The sequence below is a fragment of the Paracoccus aerodenitrificans genome (genome assembly GCF_027913215.1).
In the GTDB taxonomy this organism is placed as follows: Bacteria; Pseudomonadota; Alphaproteobacteria; order Rhodobacterales; family Rhodobacteraceae; genus Paracoccus; species Paracoccus aerodenitrificans.
Genome location: NZ_CP115784.1, coordinates 2,760,810 through 2,780,630, shown reverse-complemented (window position 1 = coordinate 2,780,630; position 19,821 = coordinate 2,760,810). Strand labels below are relative to the sequence as shown.

Annotated in this window: 18 protein-coding genes and 3 pseudogenes; 15 read left to right on the top strand and 6 right to left on the bottom strand. The window is 64.1% G+C overall.

Annotated elements, in window-relative coordinates; all coding sequences use genetic code 11:
- Positions 1–27: 27 nt before the first annotated feature.
- The 5 genes from PAE61_RS14995 to iolB all read left to right on the top strand — a co-directional run bounded on the left by PAE61_RS14995 (position 28) and on the right by iolB (position 6,869).
- Positions 28–1,164, top strand: a complete 1,137-nt coding sequence (locus tag PAE61_RS14995; RefSeq protein ID WP_271113159.1) for a Gfo/Idh/MocA family protein — start codon at positions 28–30, stop codon at positions 1,162–1,164.
- Complete coding sequence (locus tag PAE61_RS14990; RefSeq protein ID WP_271113158.1) at positions 1,151–3,058, top strand: bifunctional 5-dehydro-2-deoxygluconokinase/5-dehydro-2-deoxyphosphogluconate aldolase; 1,908 nt, start codon at positions 1,151–1,153, stop codon at positions 3,056–3,058. The genes PAE61_RS14995 and PAE61_RS14990 overlap by 14 nt, the downstream gene beginning before the upstream one ends.
- On the top strand, positions 3,055–4,890 hold the full coding sequence (gene iolD / locus PAE61_RS14985) for a 3D-(3,5/4)-trihydroxycyclohexane-1,2-dione acylhydrolase (decyclizing) (protein WP_271113157.1): 1,836 nt from the start codon (positions 3,055–3,057) through the stop codon (positions 4,888–4,890). The genes PAE61_RS14990 and iolD overlap by 4 nt, the downstream gene beginning before the upstream one ends.
- Positions 4,891–4,897: 7 nt before the next feature.
- Complete coding sequence (gene iolE / locus PAE61_RS14980) at positions 4,898–5,812, top strand: myo-inosose-2 dehydratase (RefSeq protein ID WP_271113156.1); 915 nt, start codon at positions 4,898–4,900, stop codon at positions 5,810–5,812.
- A 247-nt stretch (positions 5,813–6,059) separates the two neighbouring features.
- On the top strand, positions 6,060–6,869 hold the full coding sequence (gene iolB / locus PAE61_RS14975; protein WP_271113155.1) for a 5-deoxy-glucuronate isomerase: 810 nt from the start codon (positions 6,060–6,062) through the stop codon (positions 6,867–6,869).
- Positions 6,870–7,534: 665 nt separating this feature from the next.
- On the opposite strand, the gene PAE61_RS14970 is transcribed toward iolB, so the two are convergent.
- The 4 genes and pseudogenes from PAE61_RS14970 to PAE61_RS14955 all read right to left on the bottom strand — a co-directional run.
- Positions 7,535–8,020 carry a DUF6362 family protein gene (locus tag PAE61_RS14970; protein WP_271113154.1) on the bottom strand — a complete coding sequence of 162 codons (486 nt, stop codon included), beginning with the start codon at positions 8,018–8,020 and terminating at the stop codon, positions 7,535–7,537.
- The gene (locus tag PAE61_RS14965) at positions 8,007–8,360 is read right to left on the bottom strand and encodes a hypothetical protein (RefSeq protein ID WP_271113153.1); all 354 of its coding nucleotides are present in this window, start codon (positions 8,358–8,360) and stop codon (positions 8,007–8,009) included. Before PAE61_RS14965 ends, PAE61_RS14970 begins: the two co-directional genes overlap by 14 nt.
- Positions 8,361–8,523: 163 nt before the next feature.
- Positions 8,524–8,954 (bottom strand): annotated as a pseudogene (locus PAE61_RS14960) (transposase); the annotation flags it as partial.
- A gap of 213 nt (positions 8,955–9,167) precedes the next feature.
- A pseudogene (locus tag PAE61_RS14955) lies at positions 9,168–9,376 on the bottom strand (branched-chain amino acid ABC transporter permease); the annotation flags it as partial.
- A 62-nt stretch (positions 9,377–9,438) separates the two neighbouring features.
- Here PAE61_RS14955 and PAE61_RS14950 point away from each other — a divergent pair.
- Both PAE61_RS14950 and PAE61_RS14945 read left to right on the top strand, forming a co-directional pair.
- Positions 9,439–9,531 (top strand): annotated as a pseudogene (locus PAE61_RS14950) (IS5/IS1182 family transposase); the annotation flags it as partial.
- Complete coding sequence (locus PAE61_RS14945) at positions 9,524–9,832, top strand: transposase (RefSeq protein ID WP_353620362.1); 309 nt, start codon at positions 9,524–9,526, stop codon at positions 9,830–9,832. The pseudogene PAE61_RS14950 and the gene PAE61_RS14945, both read left to right, overlap by 8 nt.
- Here PAE61_RS14945 and PAE61_RS14940 read toward each other — a convergent pair.
- Positions 9,811–10,491, bottom strand: coding sequence for an IclR family transcriptional regulator (locus PAE61_RS14940; RefSeq protein WP_271113152.1), 681 nt, complete (start codon positions 10,489–10,491; stop codon positions 9,811–9,813). The two genes, PAE61_RS14945 and PAE61_RS14940, sit on opposite strands and share 22 nt — an antisense overlap.
- Positions 10,492–10,605: 114 nt before the next feature.
- Here PAE61_RS14940 and PAE61_RS14935 point away from each other — a divergent pair, with 114 nt between their 5' ends.
- The 8 genes from PAE61_RS14935 (at position 10,606) to PAE61_RS14900 (ending at position 18,500) form a co-directional block, all read left to right on the top strand.
- Positions 10,606–11,568, top strand: coding sequence for a Bug family tripartite tricarboxylate transporter substrate binding protein (locus tag PAE61_RS14935; protein ID WP_271113151.1), 963 nt, complete (start codon positions 10,606–10,608; stop codon positions 11,566–11,568).
- A 1-nt stretch (position 11,569) separates the two neighbouring features.
- Positions 11,570–12,055, top strand: a complete 486-nt coding sequence (locus tag PAE61_RS14930; protein WP_271113150.1) for a tripartite tricarboxylate transporter TctB family protein — start codon at positions 11,570–11,572, stop codon at positions 12,053–12,055.
- A 31-nt stretch (positions 12,056–12,086) separates the two neighbouring features.
- Positions 12,087–13,577 (top strand): tripartite tricarboxylate transporter permease, encoded by a 1,491-nt coding sequence (locus PAE61_RS14925; RefSeq protein WP_271113149.1) that lies wholly within the window; start codon positions 12,087–12,089, stop codon positions 13,575–13,577.
- On the top strand, positions 13,574–15,052 hold the full coding sequence (locus PAE61_RS14920) for an aldehyde dehydrogenase (RefSeq protein WP_271113148.1): 1,479 nt from the start codon (positions 13,574–13,576) through the stop codon (positions 15,050–15,052). The genes PAE61_RS14925 and PAE61_RS14920 overlap by 4 nt, the downstream gene beginning before the upstream one ends.
- 4 nt (positions 15,053–15,056) lie before the next feature.
- Positions 15,057–16,175 (top strand): zinc-binding dehydrogenase, encoded by a 1,119-nt coding sequence (locus PAE61_RS14915; protein ID WP_271113147.1) that lies wholly within the window; start codon positions 15,057–15,059, stop codon positions 16,173–16,175.
- A complete protein-coding gene (locus tag PAE61_RS14910) occupies positions 16,172–17,359 on the top strand; it encodes a CaiB/BaiF CoA transferase family protein (RefSeq protein ID WP_271113146.1) in 1,188 nt (395 codons plus the stop codon). Before PAE61_RS14915 ends, PAE61_RS14910 begins: the two co-directional genes overlap by 4 nt.
- Positions 17,352–18,152: a citryl-CoA lyase gene (locus PAE61_RS14905; protein WP_271113145.1), complete on the top strand. Its 801-nt coding sequence runs from the start codon at positions 17,352–17,354 to the stop codon at positions 18,150–18,152. The genes PAE61_RS14910 and PAE61_RS14905 overlap by 8 nt, the downstream gene beginning before the upstream one ends.
- Before the next feature lie 156 nt (positions 18,153–18,308).
- Complete coding sequence (locus tag PAE61_RS14900; RefSeq protein ID WP_271113144.1) at positions 18,309–18,500, top strand: hypothetical protein; 192 nt, start codon at positions 18,309–18,311, stop codon at positions 18,498–18,500.
- A 20-nt stretch (positions 18,501–18,520) separates the two neighbouring features.
- Here the strand turns inward: PAE61_RS14900 and PAE61_RS14895 are convergent, their stop codons facing one another.
- Positions 18,521–19,780: a tyrosine-type recombinase/integrase gene (locus PAE61_RS14895; protein ID WP_271115170.1), complete on the bottom strand. Its 1,260-nt coding sequence runs from the start codon at positions 19,778–19,780 to the stop codon at positions 18,521–18,523.
- Between the last annotated feature and the right edge of the window lie 41 nt (positions 19,781–19,821).

Sequence of the window (19,821 nt, the reverse complement as noted above, 5' to 3'; positions counted from 1 at the left end):
CCGCCCAGCCATGCAACAGGAGACGACATGACAAAACACATGCCATCTCGCTCGCTTGGTGTCGCGCTGATCGGTACGGGGTTCATGGGGAAATGCCATGCCATGGCCTGGCGCAATGTCGCCACGGTGTTCGGCGGCGCCCATCCCCGGCTTGAAATCCTCTGTGACACGCCCGCCGACAAGGCACGCGATTTTGCCGCGCAATTCGGCTTTGCCCGTGGCAGCGATGACTGGCAGGCGGCGGTCGCCGATCCGTCGGTGGATGTCGTCTCGATCACTACGCCGAACGGGCTGCACCGCCCCATGGCCGAGGCCGCGCTGAAGGCGGGCAAGCATGTCTGGCTGGAAAAGCCCATGGCGCTGACCCTGGCCGAGGCGCAGTCGATGGCCGATCTCGCCGCCGCCCATCCGGGTCAGGTCACGCTCTTGGGCTATAACTACCTGCGCAGCCCGGCCTTTCAGACGGCGCGAGCGCTGATCGCCGGCGGCGTCATCGGTCGCCCGATGTCGTTCCGTGGCGTCTATGACGAAGATTATTCCGCCGATCCGGACCTGCCCTGGTCATGGCGGATGACCCATGCGGGCGGCGGGCTGGGGGTTCTGGGCGATCTCGGCTGTCACCTCGCCAGCCAGATGGTCGCGCTGATGGGGCCGGTGGCTGAGGTCACCGCCATGACCCAGATCGCCGTGGCCGAGCGCCCTTCGCCCGAAGGCCCCCGCGTAGTCGAAAACGAAGACAGCGCGCTTGCCCTGATCCGCTTTGCCTCGGGCGCGCAGGGCAGCTTTGCGACCTCGCGCGTGGCGCATGGCCGCAAATGCCGCCTGCAATGGGAGGTGCAGGGCAGCGATGGCAGCATTGTCTTCGATCAAGAAAACATGAACGAGCTCTGGGTGCACCGCGCCGGAGAACCCGGCTTTACCCGTCATCTCACCGGTCTGGAACAGCCCGATTTCGCCGCGTTCTGCCCGGCTCCGGGCCATAATTTCGGCTTTAATGAGCTGAAGGTTATCGAATGCCGCGATCTCGTGCGGGCGATCTCGGGCGGGGCGCCCGCTGGCCCGGATTTCGCGGCGGGCCTGCATATCGAACAGATCATCCACGCCATGGCTGCCTCGGGCGGTCAGCCGGTGAAGATCGAGGAGAGTATCCATGAAACCGCTTGACCTGATCACGATCGGCCGCAGTTCGGTTGATCTTTATGGCGACCAGATTGGGGGTCGTCTCGAGGATATGGGGTCTTTCAGCAAGTATATCGGCGGTTCTCCGACGAATATCGCGTGTGGGACGGCGCGGCTGGGGCTGCGTTCTGCGGTGATTACCGGGGTCGGCGACGAACATATGGGCCGCTTCATCCGCGAGCAGTTGGTGCGTGAGGGCGTCGATGTGCGGGGTGTAAAGACCGACCCCGAACGTCTGACCGCTCTGGTGCTGCTGGGCATCCGCGATGAGGACAGTTTCCCGCTAATCTTCTACCGCGAAAATTGCGCCGATATGGGGCTGACTGAGGAGGATATCGACGAAAGCTTCATCGCCGAGGCGCGTGCGGTGCTGGCCACCGGCACGCATCTGTCGCATCCGCAGACGCGGGCGGCAGTGATCCGGGCGCTGGAACTGGCACGGAAACATGGGGCACAGACGGCGCTTGATATCGACTACCGCCCGAACCTCTGGGGCGTGGCCGGTCATGGCGAGGGCGAAAGCCGGTTCGTGGAAAGCGCCGAGGTGACGGCGCAGTTGCAGGCGACACTGCATCTCTTCGACCTGATCGTGGGGACCGAAGAGGAATTCCACATCGCCGGCGGCAGCACGGACACCATCGCGGCGCTGTGCGCGGTGCGGCAGGTTTCGGGTGCCACACTGGTCTGCAAGCGCGGGGCTGTGGGGGCCGTGGCGTTCGAGGGCAGGGTCCCGGACAGTCTGGATGACGGCCAGACGGGTCCGGGCTTCCCGATCGAGGTGTTCAACGTGCTGGGCGCGGGCGACGGGTTCTTCTCGGGCCTGATGAAGGGCTGGCTGGATGGCGAGGACTGGCCGCGCGCGCTGGAGTATGCCAATGCCTGCGGGGCTTTCGCCGTCAGCAGGCACGGCTGCACCCCGGCATACCCCTCGCTTGCCGAGTTGGAATTTTTCCTTGATCGCGGTGTCGTGCGTCCCGATCTGCGCAACGATGCCGAACTGGAACAGATCCACTGGGCGACGAACCGCGCCGGCGACTGGTCCAGCGTAAAGACCTTTGCCTTTGATCACCGCCTGCAACTGGAGGAGATGCCGGGTTACAGCCGCAAGCAAGGCGGCGCCTTCAAGGAGCTTTGTCTTGAGGCCGCGCTGAAGGTCGCGGCCGGTAAGCCGGGCTACGGTATCCTGTGCGATGACCGGATCGGGCGGCCGGCGCTGCATGCGGCGATGGGCTCGGGCCTGTGGATCGGGCGACCGACCGAATTTCCGGGGTCTCGTCCGCTGGAACTGGAGCCCGAACTGGGCGTCGATCTGGGCGGGCTTTCCGAGTGGCCGCGCGATCAGGTCGTGAAATGCCTGTGCTTCTGCCACCCCGATGACAACGTCGCGACCTGGACCGCGCAGGAAGACACCGTGCTGCGCCTCTTCTCGGCCGCGCGCCGCAACGGACTGGAATTCTTGCTTGAGGTGATCCCCTCCAAGGTGGCGCCGGTCGATGACATGACCACGGCGCATCTGATACAGCGCTTCTACGATCTGGGTATCTCACCCGACTGGTGGAAGCTGGAGCCGTTCAGGACCGAGGCCGCCTGGCAGAACGCGGTCGACGCGATCACGCGCAACGATCCGAACACGCGCGGCATCGTCGTGCTCGGGCTGGACGCGCCCGAGGATGAGTTGGCCGAAAGCTTTGCACTGGCGGCGAAGCAGCCCTTGGTCAAGGGCTTTGCCGTGGGCCGCACGATCTTTGGCGATGCGGCGCGCGCGTGGCTGAAAGGCGAGATGAGCGATGATGAGGCGGTCAGGCAGATGGCCGACCGTTATGCCGCACTCTGCGCAATCTGGGACAAGGCGCGGGCAGCCGCGAAGGAGGCCGCATGACCACGATCCGACTGACCGCCGCGCAGGCGATGATGCGCTGGCTTTCCGTGCAGATGACCGAAGAGGGCGAGCGCTTTATCGAAGGCGTCTGGGCGATCTTCGGCCATGGCAATGTCGCGGGGATCGGCGAGGCCCTGCACGGGATCGGCGACGCCCTGCCGACATGGCGCGGGCAGAACGAACAGTCGATGGCCCATGCCGCGATTGCCTATGCAAAGGGAAAGGCGCGCCGGCGTGCGCAGGCGGTGACGACCTCGATTGGGCCGGGGGCCACGAATGTGGTGACGGCGGCGGCGTTGGCGCATGTGAACCGGCTGCCGCTGCTGGTCATCGCGGGCGATGTCTTTGCCAACCGCCGCCCCGATCCGGTCCTGCAACAGGTTGAGGATTGGGGCGACGGCACGGTCAGCGCCAATGACTGTTTCCGCCCCGTGACGCGCTATTTCGACCGTATCACCCGGCCTGAAAACCTGCTGACCGCACTTCCCCGCGCTATGGCTGTGATGACCGACCCGGCGAATTGCGGGCCGGTCTGTCTGGCCTTCTGTCAGGATGTGCAGGCGGAAGCCTATGACTGGCCCGAGGCGTTTTTTGCGCCGCGCATATGGCGTATCCGCCGCCCCGCGCTCGATCCGGCCGAACTGACCGAGGTGGCAGAGATGATCCGCACCGCGCAGGCCCCGGTGATCGTGTCCGGCGGCGGGGTGATCTATTCGCAGGCCGAGGATGCGCTGTCCGACTTCGCGACCCGCCACAATATCCCGGTGATTGAGACTCAGGCCGGCAAATCGGCCCTCCCGCAGGATCACGCCATGAATTACGGCGCGGCGGGCGTCGATGGATCGGCGGCGGCCAACGCCGTGGCGGCACAGGCCGATCTGGTGATCGGGATCGGCACGCGGTTGCAGGATTTCACCACCGGCTCGCGGACGCTGTTTGGCGACGCCAAGCTCGCCAGCATCAATGCGCAGCCCTATGACGCGGCGAAGCATGGCGGGGTCAGCCTCGTGGCGGATGCAAAACTCGCGCTTGAGGCGCTGACCGCCAAGCTTGGCGATTACCGCGCCGATGCGGCCGATCCGGCGATCCGGGCCGACTGGCTGAAGGCGGTCGATGCCCATTGCGCGGCGCCTTCCGACACCAATGCCCTGCCCACGGATGCGCAGGTCATCGGCGCGGTGCAGCGCGCGACGGGCGAGGATGCCATCGCCATGTGCGCCGCCGGCACCATGCCCGGCGCGCTGAAACTGCTGTGGCAGGCCAGCCGCCACGGCTATCACATGGAATACGGTTACAGCTGCATGGGCTATGAGGTGGCGGGCGCGATGGGGCTGAAGCTGGCCCGGCCTGACCGCGAAGTGATCTGCTTTGTCGGCGATGGAAGCTATATGATGATGAATTCGGAACTGGCCACGGCGGTGATGCGGCGCGTGCCTTTTACCGTCGTGCTGACCGATAATCGCGGCTATGGCTGCATCAACCGCCTGCAACAGGGCACTGGCGGTGTTCCGTTCAACAATCTCTATGCCGACAGCAATATCGAGGCGCAGCCGCAGATCGACTTTGTCGCCCACGCCGCCAGTATGGGCGCCCATGCGGTGAAGGCCGAGAATATCGCCGAACTCGAAGCGGGGATCGCGTCGGCACGCAGCCGCGACATCCCGACTGTGATCGTCATCGACACCACCGCCGAACCCGGCCCCGGTGACGGGCTGGACGGCGCGGGGCATTGGTGGGACGTTGCCGTGCCAGAGGTCGGCGACACCGACAGGCTGCACGACGCCTATGCAAGCTATCTGGAAAACGCCGCGCAGCAGCGGCTCGTGAATTGAGGGTGACATGATCCGCTACGGCACCAATCCCATCGCCTGGTCGAATGACGACGACCAGAGCATCGGCGCGCATATCTCGCTGGAGGACTGCCTGTCCGACTGCCGCGAGATCGGCTTCGACGGTATCGAAAAGGGCCACAAGATGCCCTCGGATGGCGACGAACTGAAATCGGCCCTCGACGCTTACGGGCTGCGCTTCATCGGCGGCTGGCATTCGTCGAATATCCTGGCCACCGGCTCGACGCCGGAGGTCGAGCGCGCGGCGATGGACGCCCATATCGCCATGTCCAAGGCGGCGGGAAGCGATCTCATCATCATCTGCGAATGCTCGAATTCGGTGCATGGCAACGATCAGGTGGCGGCCAATGACCGCCCGATCCTGACCGATGACGAATGGGACCGGCTGATGACCGGTATCAACGATCTGGCCGCTCATGCCAGTGCGCAGGGAATGCGCTTCTGCTATCATCACCATGTCGGCTCCTGCGTCGAAAGCGCTGACGACATCGACCGTTTCATGGCGGCGGCCGGGCCGGATGTGTATCTGCTGCTCGATACCGGCCATGCAAGTTTCGGCGGCGCCGACCCGGAGGAACTGGCGCGCAGATATATCGACCGTGTCGGCCATATACATTGCAAGAATATCCGGCAGCCGGTGATGGAAACCGTCCGTGCCGAGGGGCTCTCCTTCATCGAAGGCGTCCGCCGCGGCGCCTTCACCGTGCCCGGCGATCCCGACGGCTGCGTGGATTTCGCGCCGGTCCTGCGCATCGCGGCGAAGGCCGGCTATGACGGCTGGCTGGTGATCGAGGCCGAACAGGATCCCGAACTTCGCGATCCGCGGCACTACCAGTCGATGGGCCATGACGCGCTGCGCCGTATGGCGGTGGAGGCCGGGCTGGACCGCGATGCGGCGGCATAAGCCCATGACAGAGCGGTGCGCCGACGCCCGGCTCGTCCGCGCCACGTCGCGGGCCGCCGGGCTGATCGCGATGCGCGGTAGGTGCGCGGTCAGTGTACGCTCTGTGTACGGCTTCTGCACGCTCTGTGCAGGCGGTTTCGCAGCAATCGCAGGGTGCGCGGCGATCCCGCCCCCGACCGGAGATCGTGCGCACCGCACGCTCCCGTTGCGCGGCCTCCGGTGTCCGGACTTCCAGAAAGGAAAACCTATGAGCCATCTTCTTCGCAAACCCTTCGGCACCCATGGCGAGGTGCATCGCATCACCCCCGAAGACGCCGGCTGGCGCTATGTCGGATTCGCGCTGCACCGCCTGCGGGCGGGCGACCGGGCGGAGGATATGACCGGCGACCGCGAGGTCATTCTGGTGATGGTCGAGGGCAAGGCGCGCCTCCACGCCGCCGGGCAGGACTGGGGCGCTTTGGGCGAGCGGATGGATGTCTTCGACAAGATCCCGCCGCATTGCCTTTACGTCCCGAACGGCCAGCAATGGCAGGCCGAGGCGACCACCGATTGCGTCATCGCCGTCTGTTCTGCGCCGGGACAGGGTGGCCATAAGGCGCGAAAGATCGGCCCCGACGGCATCACCCTGACCGAGCGCGGGAAGGGCACCAATACCCGCCACATCAACAACATCGCCATGGAAGATCAGGATTATGCTGACAGCCTGCTGGTGACCGAGGTCTTCACTCCCGCAGGCCATTGGTCGAGCTATCCCAGCCACCGCCATGACGAGGACGATTTCCCCCGCATCACCTATCTGGAGGAAACCTATTACCACCGCCTGAACCCGAAGGACGGGTTCGGGGTGCAACGGGTCTATACCGACGATGGCAGCCTCGATGAGGTGATGGCGGTGAAGGATGGCGATATCGTTCTGGTCCCTCGCGGCCACCACCCCTGCGGCGCGCCCTATGGCTTCGAAATGTACTACCTCAACGTCATGGCCGGCCCCCGCCGCAACTGGCGCTTTGTCCCCGCACCGGAAGTGGAATGGATCATGGAGAGGGATAAGGGGTAGGGCTTTCGTTCGGTACTGTAGGGCTGGTTCCTTGAGGACACGCGCGAGGAAGTATGACGCGACCAGCGCGACGACTGGCTTACCATTTGCCTCGGCCCCGCGACGCGGCGTCAGCGGGATATCCTCCGTGCCTTCTTCTTTACCAAAGATCGACCTTGACCCCGCCGTGTCAGTTAGACTCGGTCGCAGATCGTGATAGAATCCCCGTTGACGCATGTGTACCGTCACGCTCGGTTCTGCGCTATGCTCGCTGTAGTTCGCGGCGCATTATTCGGCCAGTCATCGTCCCCGCGCCGCGCCAGAGCGAATACGCTGTTTATGATCCTTTCCCGGATCACCATATTGCCGTGCCTTAAAAGCATCCGTGCATTCAATATCGTCTTGATCTGCAAGGCGGTTCCTTCGTTACCGTCGTTCGGCGGTTGATCTTTTTGCGGTATGCGAACCCTGCGAACCCAAAGGTGCGAACCCCGGGGAGCGAACCCAGAATTATTCCCTGATGCTAGCGGGCTTGCGCGCCTCTGCCCCCGCATAGGAGCGGTCCGGCGGAGGAACCAAGGCCGGGGGGCGGGGCTTCCGCCCGGCCTCACCTCGCCTGATCGTAGGTCGAATATGGGGCAAAACCCTTGATAATGTCGCGCCCCAAGTTCGACCCATTCGCGCCCTCACGGCATCCCGTTTGCACCCCCGCCGCGCGGTCTGACACCCGGTTCTGCACCGGTTGATTTTGCGCCGACGGACCGCGCTGGCTTTTTCTCAAGATTTTTCAGAGTCTTGGAGGCGGTCAACAGGCTCGCCGTCCAGCGCCGCCACGCGGTGGAGCGCACGCATCCAACATGGCGGTAGATGGTCTGCCAGCGATGGCCCTCGGCCCGCATCCAGACGATGCGCCGGTTGTCTGCGGCCGTTTGTTCGGTCTCACCGCCGATCAGTGCCAGCCAGTCCAGCACCTCCTCCATGCGCTGGATCTCGCGGGCATTGGGGATCACCCGCATTCGGGCCGGTTCATAGCCATAGGCATGCCTGGCCTCATGGACATAGTCCGGCCAGGACCTGCCGTAACCGCGTGCCCCGGAGGCGGGCGGGTTCGGCAGGCGCTTCAGCGTCAGCGCGGCCTCCTCGAAGCGGTCCTCGATTTCACGCGGCGTCATTGTCACCAGCCTTTCTGTGCGGGATGGGAACATCGCGCTCCGTCAGCCGGGCCTCGGTCACCAGATCGAAGCGCAGCAGCGTCCGAGCCATGGTGTTGGTCACCGCGGTCGGCGGCAGGTAGCGGTCGGAGTTGATCCAGTCGGCGAAGAACCGGTGCTGGGCGGTGATGCGGGGATCAGCTTCTCTGAGCAACCGCGCCTGCATGGCCGCTCGCACGGCGTCGGTGAAATAGGCCCAGGTCCGGATCGGGCTGATCCTGATCTGCGTGGTGCGCTTGGCGATGGTCGGCAGGATGTCTTCGTCGAGATCGATCCCCTCTCGCAGCCAGCTGTCGATCACATCGGCCGTGCCGGTGATCGCCGCCCGTGATGCCGGGCAGAGGCCGGAGCCTCCGGCGGCGAGGCAGCGGGTCTGGGATCTGTGTTATCCACAGACGCGGTCTGACCATCCGGCGTAGTAGTAAGGTTATAAGGATGGTTCGGGTGAATCTGGTTCACGGGGTCAGCCGGCCTCGTAGCGCCGTATCGGGCGCGCGTCGTGATTGATATCGCACCGTCTTCCGATCCACACCGGCAATCCAGCACGCCCGCCGTTCCGACAGCCCAAGCAGGGCTTTCAGATGCGCGACAGCCTCGCGCTTCACAGCGGGCCAATCGCCGGGAAGACAGTCCCCCGTACTGTTTTCTGGCTCGGCTCATAACCACTTTTTTGACAGCAGTTCCTTCATCGCTGCCACGTCAAGCATCTGCTCGGCCAGCAGCCGCTTCAGCTTGGCATTATCGTCCTCAAGCGCCTTCAGCTGCTTGGCCTCAGATACTGTCGTCCCGGAATATTTTTCTTCCAGGCATAAAAGCTGCCTTCCGACATGCCATGCTTGCGACACAGATCGGCACACTTTGCGCCAGCATCGTGCTCAGCCAAAATGCCAATGATCTGCTCTTCGCTATATCTCCGTTCGCTTCATGCTCCGTCCTCAAGTTGGGCCGGACTCTAATTGCAGCTGGAGGAAAAATCCCAGGGCAGGTCACCGACAAAATATAGGCAATCGAAATCTACCAGCAAACTCCAAGAACAAGCATGTAGATAGCAGTGTCAGAAAAAATTGTGACAGGCTCAGGTCAAATCCGTTGAAACGATAGTTTCCCATTATGCTTCAGAGCGAAAATCAAGCTTGCGACACAGTTTGCTGGCGGAAAGTACGCCAACAAGCCGCGTCTGAAAACCAGCACGCAAATCATGAAAACGACGCCAGTGATGATAGTTACCGGAAAGTCTGAAGTTGCAAGGTAGTTTTGCAGAGTCACCACTAGCCCCGCTCCGACCACTGGCCCGGCCAACGTACCGATACCCCCTAGGCTCCAGACCCATTGATTTCGGTCATCAGGCGTGATTCAGGGTCCGCAAGGAGACCTGAGTGATGAGCAACTTTTTCTGGCTGAGCGAAGCGCAGATGGAGCTTTTGACGCCGCTCTTTCCGAAGTCACACGGGAGGCCTCGCGTTGATGACCGGTGCGGTTCTGGTCATGGATAACGCAACATTTCACAAACGGACCGACACCAGAGAGATGATTGAAAATGCCGAACACGGCCTCGAATTCCTCCCGTCCTATTCGCCGGACCTCAATCCCATTGAGCCCAAATGGGCCCAGGCAATGGCCATCAGGCGGAGGACAGGACAGACGCCCGATGAAATCTTCGGCAAGACCTTTCGAACCAAACTGGGGTTGTTCGGCTATACAATAATCGCCGCCTCATCAGGCGCTTGCCTTGCGCACGCCTGCCGAGGTATTCAAATTAGCGGCTTAACCTGAGCAGATTCTGCTGGGTCGATACAAAGGCGCCTTCGCGCATCAAGCAGCAGGTCCGCGGCGGTTTGCCTGGCGGTCTCGTCGAACCGCGTGCAGATCCCCGACACGCATAGCGCGCCACGCAGTTCCCCGTCGCGAGAACTGATCCGTACCGCCACGGCGGCAACTTCCGGGTTACGTTCACCGACCGAGACGAAGATGTCGTCCGGGCTGGTGTCGGTCGCGCTGAGGGCATGGCCGGCTGCGCCCCGGTCGATGCTCAGCCGCGATCCTTCGTCGAGGTGGTGGCGGACGGGATTTGGGGAATTCTGACGGTAGAGACAGATCCGTTCCTCCTGTTCGCGGACATAGTAGGAGGCGGTTTCGCCCGTCAACTCGACTAGCTGGCGCAGCTCGGGGCGGACTTTTTCACCCAAGTCGAACCGGCGCCGGAAGAGCGCCCCCAAGCGCCAGACGTTCGAACCAAGCGCGTAGCGCTTCGACGGATCTCGGGCGATAAAACCAAAAAGGATCAGAGAGTTGAGGAGCCTCGGCAGGGAGCTTTTGGAAATGCCCGTCTCCCTGGAGATCTCGCTGAGACTGAGGGACATACGGTCCTCCGAGAAGGCATCCAAGATCGACAAAGCCTTTTCGACGGCTTCAACACGTTGTCCGCTGTCCATGATAATTGTTCCATTCAGCAAAACTCATGTTCCGTACTATGGACTTTCTGCCGCCGCCTGTCCAGTCTCCGGATCGTCGACAGGGAGGCTGTCGAACGAGGAGGAGAAAAGCTAATGACCAAGACCGTCTTTGCAGGTGCGCTTGCCGCGCTGGCCATTTCCACAGGGGCTGTGGCCGCCTTGGACTACCCGACCCGGACCATCGACATGGTGATCGCCTATAGCGCTGGCGGGGGGACCGATGTGGCCGCGCGCACCCTGGTGCCGTTCATAGAGAAGTATCTGCCGGGTGATGAGACCATAGCAGTCATCAACAAGCCGGGCGCGTCGGGCGAGCTGGGCTTCGCCGAGATCGCCAAGGCCGATCCCGATGGCTACACCATCGGTTTTATCAACACCCCGACCAGCATCACGATCCCGATCCAGCGCGAGGCGTCCTTCGCCTTCGACCAACTAAAGCCGATTGCCAACGTGGTCTTTGATGCAGGCTCACTGGTGGCGCTGCCCGACAACGACTTCGGCAACCTGGCCGGTCTGGTCGAGGACGCCAAGGTTGCGCCGGGCACTATCACCTATGGCACTACCGGTATCGGTTCGGATGACCACCTGTCGATACTGGCACTGCAGCGTACGGCGGGTATCGAGCTACGTCACGTACCCTTCGGCGGCTCGTCCGAGATCCGCGCGGCCCTGCTGGGCGGTCATATCGCTTTGGGCTCGATGAACATCGGCGAGGTGATCGACAGCGTGAACGAGGGCGAGTTGTCCACCTTCGGCCAGATGGGCGCCGATCGCTGGGAAGGCGCGCCCGAGGTGCCGACCTTTCAGGAGCAGGGCTTCGACGTGGTGTCGGGCGCCTATCGCGGCATCGGGGCCCCCGTAGGGCTGGATCCTGCGATCATCGAGATCCTGTCGATTGCCATCGGCGAAGCCGTTGCTGACGAGGAATTTCGCGCTGCCGCTGCCGAACAGGCGCTGCCGCTAAATTACCAGGGTTCGGATGAGTTCACCACGACGCTGACCGATCTGCAGGGCCTTTATCAAGCGCTGTGGGACGAGAACCCCTGGGTCGAGTGACATGAGCACGCGTGACGATATCTCCGTAGTGTCCTCCAGGGTGGTAGCGGCAGAACTTGCCGCCGCCCTCGGGATGGCAGCGGTCTTCGCCCTGTTGAGCTGGGTTGGCAGCGGTTTTCGCGGCGCGGCGGCCTACATGCCAATCGCCGTCTCGGGGTTGGGCTGCGTGGCGGCGCTGGCCTGGGCCGCTGGCCTGCTGCGCAAGCTGCCAAAGGTCGCGGCCGAAGAGGACGTGACGCTGTCGAAGGCCTCGCTGCGGCGCCTGGCCACCTTGGCGGTGCTGATGGTGGCCTTCGTGGTGACGATCCCGCATCTGGGCTTCTTCACTGCCATCCTGGTCTTCCTGACCGCCGCGCCCGCCCTGATGGGCCTGCGCCCGGCCTGGCAGGCTGCCCTGTCCGCGGCCGGTCTCTCGGTCCTGCTCTGGCTGATCTTCATTGTGCTGCTCGAAAGTCCCATGCCTGTGGACCTGATCTTCGGCAGCTGAGGAGTTAACCTTGGATATTTTGACACATCTGATGGACGGTTTCGCCGCCATCTTCACGCCTTTGGTCATCCTGGCCATGGTTGCCGGGACGGTGATGGGCGTCCTGGCCGGCGCCCTGCCGGGGCTTTCGGCGACCATGGGGATTGCAGTGCTCATCCCCTTCACCTTCGGGATGGAACCGCTGGTGGCACTTGGCCTGGTTGCGGGCATCTACAACGGCGCGATGTATGGCGGTTCCATCCCCGCCATTCTGCTGCGCATCCCTGGTACGCCTGCGGGCATCGCCACTGTCTTTGACGGCTACCCGATGACGCAGCAGGGCCGCGCCCGGCAGGCGCTGCGCGTTTCTCTCTATTCCTCTGCCTTCGGCTCCTTCGTCAGTGCTCTGTGCCTGATCCTGCTGTCGCCGCCTCTGGCTGCGCTGGCACTGAAATTCGGGCCGTCGCAATTTTTCTGGCTGGCGATCTTCGGGATGCTGTGCATCACTGCGGTGCTGGGCGGCTCGCTGTCCAAGGGGCTTATCTCAACCTGCGCGGGCCTGCTGATGGGCCTGGTGGGGGTCGACCAGATCACAGGCGCCGAACGATATACCTTCGGCTCGGCCCATCTGGTCTCGGGCTTCTCGATTATCGTCGTGCTGACGGGACTATATGCAATCCCCCCCGCGCTGGAACTGGCCGAGAAGGCGCTGCGCATCAACCGCAAGGATCTGGACACTGGCAAGAGCGCCGATGACGGGTTCAAGATGTTATCCCTGCTTCCGGTCTGGTTGCGCTCTTCGGTGATCGGCGTCATCGTCGGCATCATGCCCGGCGCGGGGGGCAACATCGCCGCCGTCATCTCGTGGAACGAGGCGCGGCGCCGCGCCAAGGCGGGCGATTGCTACGGCAAGGGCGACCCCAAGGGCGTAGCCGCCGCCGAATGCGCCAACAATGCCGATACTGCTGCGACGCTGATCCCCGCTCTGACTCTGGGTGTGCCGGGCTCCGCCGTGGCCGCAGTTATCATGGGGGTGCTGCTGGTGCATGGCCTGCGCCCTGGGCCCGCACTGTTCCGCGACACGGCCGAGATTACCTACGGCTTCATGATAGCGATGGGCGTGACCGCGCTGATGATGATCCCGATCGGGGCGCTCGGCTCGCGTCTTTTCATCAACGCGCTGCGCCTGCCGCCGCTGATCCTGGCTCCCGGCATCATCGTGTTGACCTCGATCGGCGTCTTCACGGTGGGCAACAGCATCGTCGAGGTCTGGATAATGCTGATCGTTGGCCTTGTCGGCTACGGCATGGAAAAGCTCCAGATCCCCACAGCGCCCGCCGTGCTAGCGATCATCCTTGGCCCGATGGCTGAATCCGAACTGCGCCGCTCGCTTCTAATCAGCGGCAACGATCCCGCGATCTTCTTCACCGGTGTGGTGAACTGGATCTTCATCCTGCTGATCGCGCTGATGCTGGCGCTGCCCCTCATCCGCCGGCGCAAGGCGCGCCGCGCCGGGACCGACAAAGATAAGGTGGAAACATGACAAAGTACCTCAACTACATCGACGGCACATGGGTCGAACCCGCGTCGGGCCAGTGGATGGATGCGGTCGAGCCGTTCTCCGGAAAGATCTGGGCCCAGGTGCCGCAGTCGGATGCCACGGACGCGGACCGGGCGGTGCGTGCAGCCCATGCGGCGATGGACAATCCCGACTGGGCGGGCCTAACACCGACCACACGCGGGGCCCTGCTACGTCGCTTCGCCGACTACATCCAAGCCAATTCCGATCGCCTGGTCGAGGTCGAACAGCGCGACAATGGCAAGCTGGTGGCCGAGGTGAAGGGCCAGGTTGCCAACATGGCGCAATGGCTGAACTACTACTCGGGCCTGTGTGATAAGGTCGGCGGCCACGTGGTTCCGATCAACAAGCCGGGTGTGTTCAACTACGTGAAATACGAACCCATCGGCGTGGTGGTGGCGATTACCGCCTGGAACTCTCCGCTGTCGCTGACCGCCTGGAAACTGGCGCCGGCGCTGGCGGCGGGTAACACCATCGTCATCAAGCCGTCCGAATTCGCCTCTGCTTCGGTTCTGGAGCTGGCGCGACTGGCCGATGAGGCCGGGATGCCGAAGGGTGTGATCAACGTGGTCACAGGCCTGGGCGGCGAAGTGGGCGAGGCGCTTGTCTCGCACCCGCTGACGGCGAAGATCGCCTTCACCGGCGGCGAGACGGGCGGGCGCCATGTGGCCATGGCCGCCGCCCGGCATTTCAAGCCGGTCACGCTGGAGTTGGGTGGCAAGTCGCCCAATATCGTCTTCGACGATTGCGACCTGGATCAGGCCGTGAATGGCGCCATCGCGGGCATCTTCGCCGCTGCAGGCCAGACCTGCATGGCAGGCAGCCGGGTGCTGGTACAGAAAAGCGTTCTGGAGCCTTTCCTGAAGATTTTCACGGCCGCGGCCGAGGCCGCGAAGATCGGTGATCCGGCGGATCCTGAGACCCAGATCGGCCCGATCTGCACCCGTCCGCAGTTCGAGAGGGTCCAGGCGATGATCGCCATGGCCCAGGACGAAGGTGCGCGGCTGGTCACTGGGGGCGAGGTGGTCAGTGGTCCTGATCTGGGGCAGGGGCAGTTCATCCGCCCCACGGTCTTTGCCGATGTCACCAATGACATGCGCATCGCCCGCGAGGAGGTCTTTGGCCCGGTCGCCAGCGTCATCGCCTTCGAGACCGAGGAGGAGGCCTATGTGATCGCCAACGACACCGACTATGGTCTTGCGGCCGCCGTCTGGACCCGTGACCTAGCCCGAGCCATGCGCGCTGTCGACCGGATCCGCGCGGGCACCGTCTGGGTGAATAACTATCGTACCACCAGCTTCGCTACCCCCTTCGGTGGCTACAAGCTGTCGGGCATCGGGCGCGAAGGCGGTATGGACGCCTTCAAGGACTACCTTGAGACCAAGAGTGTCTGGATCACGCCCGAGCCCAACCGTTCCAATCCTTTCGTGCTGGGGTAAGCCGATGAAACTTCCCGACCATTCCCGCGCGGCGGTCCTGCGTCAGTACGGCGCCCCGCTGAAGATCGAGGACGTTCCCGTCCCTCAGAAGATCGAGCCCGGCGCGATCCTGGTGAGGACCGATTGCTGCACCATATGTGGCACCGACGTGCACCTAGCCAACGGCGCCCTGGCGCGCCCCGTCGAACTGCCGGTGATCGTCGGCCACGAGATGACTGGCACCGTCGCCGCAATTGGCCCCGGCTCCGAGCGCGACAGCGTCGGCCAGGACCTGCGCGTCGGCGACCGCATCACCTGGACCCGCACCAACTGCGGCCATTGCTACATGTGTACTGTCGCGGCCAAGCCGACCCTGTGCCAGAACGCCCGCGCATATATGTACGAGACGATGGAGCGCTTGCCCTACCTATTGGGGGGCTTCTCCGAATATGTCTACGTGCTGCCCGAATCCGGTCGGGTGAAGGTGCCCGACAGCGTCGCCAGCCCGCTAGCCAGCATGGCCAGCTGCGCCTTCCGCTCGGTCATCCACGCGGTGGAGGAACTGGGTGAGATCCGGCATACCGACACGGTGGTGGTACAGGGCACGGGCCCCCTAGGCCTTCTAGCCACCGGCGTGGCCCGGATGTCCGGTGCGCGGCGGGTGATCGCCATCGGTGCGCCGGATGTCCGGCTCGACCTGGCCCGCGCCTTCGGCGCCGATGACGTGCTGTCGGTTGAGACAATGTCGGCTGAGGACCGTCAGGCCTTCGTGCTGGAGGCAACCGAGGGACGTGGTGCCGATGTGGTGATGGAGTTTGCGGGCATCCCGCAAGCCTTCACCGAGGGGCTGCAACTCGCGCGGCGTGGCGGCAGCTACGTGCTGGTCGGCCAACTGGGGCAGGGCGAGGTGACGATCAAGCCATCGACCTTCGTAAACCGCAATCTGAGGGTACTGGGCTCGCTGGCGGGCGGCGCCAAGGATTACTGGGCCGCGATGGAATTCATCCGTCGTCACGGCGCCGACCTGCCTTTTGAGCGGCTGATCTCCAACCACTATCGGCTGGACCAGGTGAACGACGCACTGGCGGCGATGAAGCAGCAGACCGAGGTCAAGCCGGTCGTCACCTTCGCGGAGGGCGCATGACCCAGGACAACAAAGCCACCTCTCCGCTTTCCGATGTCCGGGTGCTGGACATGACAAACGTGCTGGCGGGCCCATTCGCCTGCCAGCAGCTGGCACATTTGGGTGCCGAGGTCATCAAGATCGAGATCCCAGGCCGGGGCGACCTAGCGCGTCAGCTGGGCGCGTCGCGTGCGCTTTCGGCGGATTTGATGGGCGTGTCCTTCCTGGCGCAGAATGCCGGCAAGGGTTCGGTCGAGCTGGATCTAAAAAGCGCCGAGGGCAAGGTGGATTTCCTGACCCTGGTCGAGACCTCGGACGTGGTGGTCGAGAACTTCCGCCCTGGAGTGATGGATAGGCTGGGCCTGGGCTGGGAGCTGCTCCGCGCCCGCAAGGCCGACTTGATCTATTGCGCCATTTCGGGCTTCGGGCAGACAGGCCCTTGGGCCAAGCGCCCGGCCTATGACCAGATCATCCAGGGCGCGGCGGGGGTCATGGCCGTCACCGGCACGCCCACGGTCAACCCGCTGCGCGTGGGTTTCCCGGTGGCTGACACCATCGGCGGGTTAACCGCCGCCATGTCGATCTGCGCTGCCCTGGCGGATCGCAGCGAGGCGCGCTTCATCGACGTTTCCATGCTGGAGGCGACAGTGGCGACAATGGGCTGGGCTGTGTCCAACTGGCTGGTGGCGGGCGTGCCGCCTGCGGTGATCGGCAACGAGAACATGACGGCGGCCCCCTCGGGCGCCTTCCGGACCGGCGATGGCCTGCTGAACATCGCTGCCAATGAAAGCCGCCAGTGGGAGGCGCTTTGCCGTCACCTGGGCCGCGAGGATCTGCTGAGCCATCCCGACTATAGCCAGCGCGATGACCGCAAGGCCAATCGCGAGGCCCTGCGGGCCGAGATCGAGGCAGCCCTGGCCGCCAAGTCCGCCCGCCAGTGGGAGTCCGAGTTGAACCCGCTTGGCGTGCCTGCGGGCGCGGTCCTGAAGGTTGAGGAAGTGCTGGCCTCTGATCACCTGTCCGAACGCGGGCTGGTGCGCGATTTCGGCGCCTTCGAGGGCGCACGCGGTGGGCGGCTGTCGCTGGTCGCCTCGCCGGTGAAGATTAACGGCGAGCGGCCCTGTGTCGCGGCCCCGCCGCCCCGGCTGGGCCAGGATGGAGACCGCTATCTGGGGCAGCAGCGAAAGGTGGTGGGCGATGACTGAGGCGACGAAAGCTACGGCGACGGACAAGGCGGTTTCGGACTGGTGGACTACCTCGATCATCCGGATGGAACCGGGCGTGATCAAGTTTCGCGGCCATCCCATCCAGGATCTGATCGGCACCGTCAGCTTCCCGCAGATGATCTGGCTGATGCTGCGCGGCGACGTGCCGAGTGAGGGCCAGGCGAAGCTGCTGGAAGCGGCGCTGGTGGCCTCGGTCGATCACGGGCCGCAGGCTCCCTCGATCGCAACGGCGCGCATGGCCATCACCTGCGGCGTGGGTCTGAACAACGCCATGGGATCGGCGGTCAACGTGCTGGGTGATGTCCACGGCGGCGCCGGGGAACAGCTGGTCGAGCTGTTCGAGCGGATCGACGCGGCGGGCGGTGTGTCGGCGGTGCCCGAGATGCTGGTGGCATTCCGCGCCGAGAAGGGCAAGTTCGTGCCGGGCTACGGGCACCGCTTCCACAAGGACGGTGATCCGCGCACACCGCGGCTGCTGGGGCTGGTCGATGATCTGGTCGCCCAGGGCGAGATCTCGGGCCGTTTCGTCGCCATTGCCCGGGCCATCGAGGCCGAGCTGGCGGGCCGGACGCATGGTGTGCCGATGAACATAGACGGCGCCACGGCGGTGATCTTCGCCGAGCTGGGCTTCGCCTCACCGCTGGCGCGCGGCATCTTCTGCCTGTCGCGCTCGGTCGGTATTTTGGCCCATGCTTGGGAACAGAAACAGCAGGGCGGGCGCAACAAGGGGCCAATGCCGCCAAGCTATCTGTGGACCTACAGGGACGACTGAGAACGCGGTCCGCTGCTGCGCGCCGCGCCCTCGTCCTGTCATCGCTGGCGAAGGCAGGAATTTGGATCTGGCAATCCAATGGCTTTAGGCTAGGTGTCTCAAACTTTCGGCATTGCGGGGGGGGCGTCCGCTTCGGTCAGCACGATCATCTCGGGCATGATCCCGATCTTCATAGTCATCTTCGCGGCGATCCGATTGGGGCAGGCCGTGTCGCCAAGGCAGAAGTTGGGGCTCGCCGGCGCGCTGGACTGGTTCGGCGAAAGCGGCGCGGATGCGGAAGTGCCCGATGAGCGGACGATCCGGCGCAGGCTGGGGCCGATCTGGAAGAGGCTGCAGGACGCGGAGTGACAGCCGCCGTCCAGCTTGGATCAGGCGCTTTTGCGCGCCTGATCCTCTGCATCATGGACCAGCACGGGTTTTGGCCGGAAGGCGCTAGCCACCGCATCGACACCGGCGCGCAGCGGCGAATCCATCAGATGGGCATAGCGCGCCGTGGTCTGGGTCTGGCTGTGGCCCAGCAGCTTGCCGATCATTTCCAGCGAGGCACCGCCACTGACCAGCAGCGAGGCGAAGGTGTGGCGCAGGTCGTGAATGCGCACGTCCTCGATGCAGACCTGCTTCTGGATCTGTTTCCAGAACCGGCGGATTTCCTTCACCGGCTCGTCGGGCACGTCGCCCGGGAACAGCAGTGGGCAGCCGCGTGGCACCAGCAACTGCCGCTGGCGCACAATCGCGGTGGCTTCATCCGAGATCGGCAGGCGGTGGATCTTCCGCTGCTTGGTCATGCTGGCGGGCTTCGACCAGCTGAGATGTTCGAGGTTGAAATGCTCGAACCGGGCCTGCCGGACCTCGCCGACCCGTGCCCCTGTCAGCATGCAGAGCCTGATGATATCCGCCGCACGTCGATCCTCGGCGGCGTCCAGCGCTGCGGCGAGCTTGCGAATTTCCTCCTGCGACAGGAACCGCTCGCGCGGGTTCTCGATCCGCCGACGAAAGCCAGAGGCCGGATTGTCCTCGCGCCAGCCCCAACTCTGCGCATAGGTGAACATTTTGCGCAGCACTTCACCGACCCGGTTGGCGCGGATGGGCGTGGGTTTCGATCCCTGCAGCTTGCGCGCCCGGTTGTTGGGCTTCTGCTTGTGTGGCCGGGCGCGGCCCTCGGCGATCCGGTTCAGAAGCTTTTCCACATCATAGGGTGTGATTTCGGTGACGAGGCGGTTGTTCCACTCCGGGCCGACCAGCTTGGTAAGCATCGACCGCTGATCCGAGGCGTTGGTCTTCGCCAGATTGGGCAGATGCACCTCGACATAGCGGTCTATCAGGTCACGTACACGCGGTGCCTCGCGCCCGTCCTCCTTCGCGCCCAGCGGATCGCCCCCGGCATCGATGTCGCGGCGCAACTCCTTCGCGCGTTCCCGCGCTGCCGCCGTCGACCATTCCGGCCAGCGCCCCAGCGTCATCCGCCGTTGCCGCCCGGCATGGTGGTAATCCAGCGTAAAAGCCCGGTTACCGGAGCGGTAGATGCAGATCGCGAACCCCCGCACCTCGCTGTCGAAAATCTGATAGTCCCGACCCGGTTCAGGCACTGCCTCCCGCACCGATTTTTCGTTCAGTCTCAATCTCTTCACTGTCAATCGGCATCCAATCGTGACCCCTTATCGGCGTCCAA

Excerpts from the sequence above, each read along its gene's own strand:
- PAE61_RS14995 (WP_271113159.1), top strand. The coding sequence starts at position 28 with ATGACAAAACACATGCCATCTCGCTCGCTTGGTGTCGCGCTGATCGGT.
- PAE61_RS14990 (WP_271113158.1), top strand. The coding sequence starts at position 1,151 with ATGAAACCGCTTGACCTGATCACGATCGGCCGCAGTTCGGTTGATCTT.
- iolD (WP_271113157.1), top strand. The coding sequence starts at position 3,055 with ATGACCACGATCCGACTGACCGCCGCGCAGGCGATGATGCGCTGGCTT.
- iolE (WP_271113156.1), top strand. The coding sequence starts at position 4,898 with ATGATCCGCTACGGCACCAATCCCATCGCCTGGTCGAATGACGACGAC.
- iolB (WP_271113155.1), top strand. The coding sequence starts at position 6,060 with ATGAGCCATCTTCTTCGCAAACCCTTCGGCACCCATGGCGAGGTGCAT.
- PAE61_RS14970 (WP_271113154.1), bottom strand. The coding sequence starts at position 8,020 with ATGACGCCGCGTGAAATCGAGGACCGCTTCGAGGAGGCCGCGCTGACG.
- PAE61_RS14945 (WP_353620362.1), top strand. The coding sequence starts at position 9,524 with ATGACCGGTGCGGTTCTGGTCATGGATAACGCAACATTTCACAAACGG.
- PAE61_RS14940 (WP_271113152.1), bottom strand. The coding sequence starts at position 10,491 with ATGGACAGCGGACAACGTGTTGAAGCCGTCGAAAAGGCTTTGTCGATC.
- PAE61_RS14935 (WP_271113151.1), top strand. The coding sequence starts at position 10,606 with ATGACCAAGACCGTCTTTGCAGGTGCGCTTGCCGCGCTGGCCATTTCC.
- PAE61_RS14930 (WP_271113150.1), top strand. The coding sequence starts at position 11,570 with ATGAGCACGCGTGACGATATCTCCGTAGTGTCCTCCAGGGTGGTAGCG.
- PAE61_RS14925 (WP_271113149.1), top strand. The coding sequence starts at position 12,087 with ATGGACGGTTTCGCCGCCATCTTCACGCCTTTGGTCATCCTGGCCATG.
- PAE61_RS14920 (WP_271113148.1), top strand. The coding sequence starts at position 13,574 with ATGACAAAGTACCTCAACTACATCGACGGCACATGGGTCGAACCCGCG.
- PAE61_RS14915 (WP_271113147.1), top strand. The coding sequence starts at position 15,057 with ATGAAACTTCCCGACCATTCCCGCGCGGCGGTCCTGCGTCAGTACGGC.
- PAE61_RS14910 (WP_271113146.1), top strand. The coding sequence starts at position 16,172 with ATGACCCAGGACAACAAAGCCACCTCTCCGCTTTCCGATGTCCGGGTG.
- PAE61_RS14905 (WP_271113145.1), top strand. The coding sequence starts at position 17,352 with ATGACTGAGGCGACGAAAGCTACGGCGACGGACAAGGCGGTTTCGGAC.
- PAE61_RS14900 (WP_271113144.1), top strand. The coding sequence starts at position 18,309 with ATGATCCCGATCTTCATAGTCATCTTCGCGGCGATCCGATTGGGGCAG.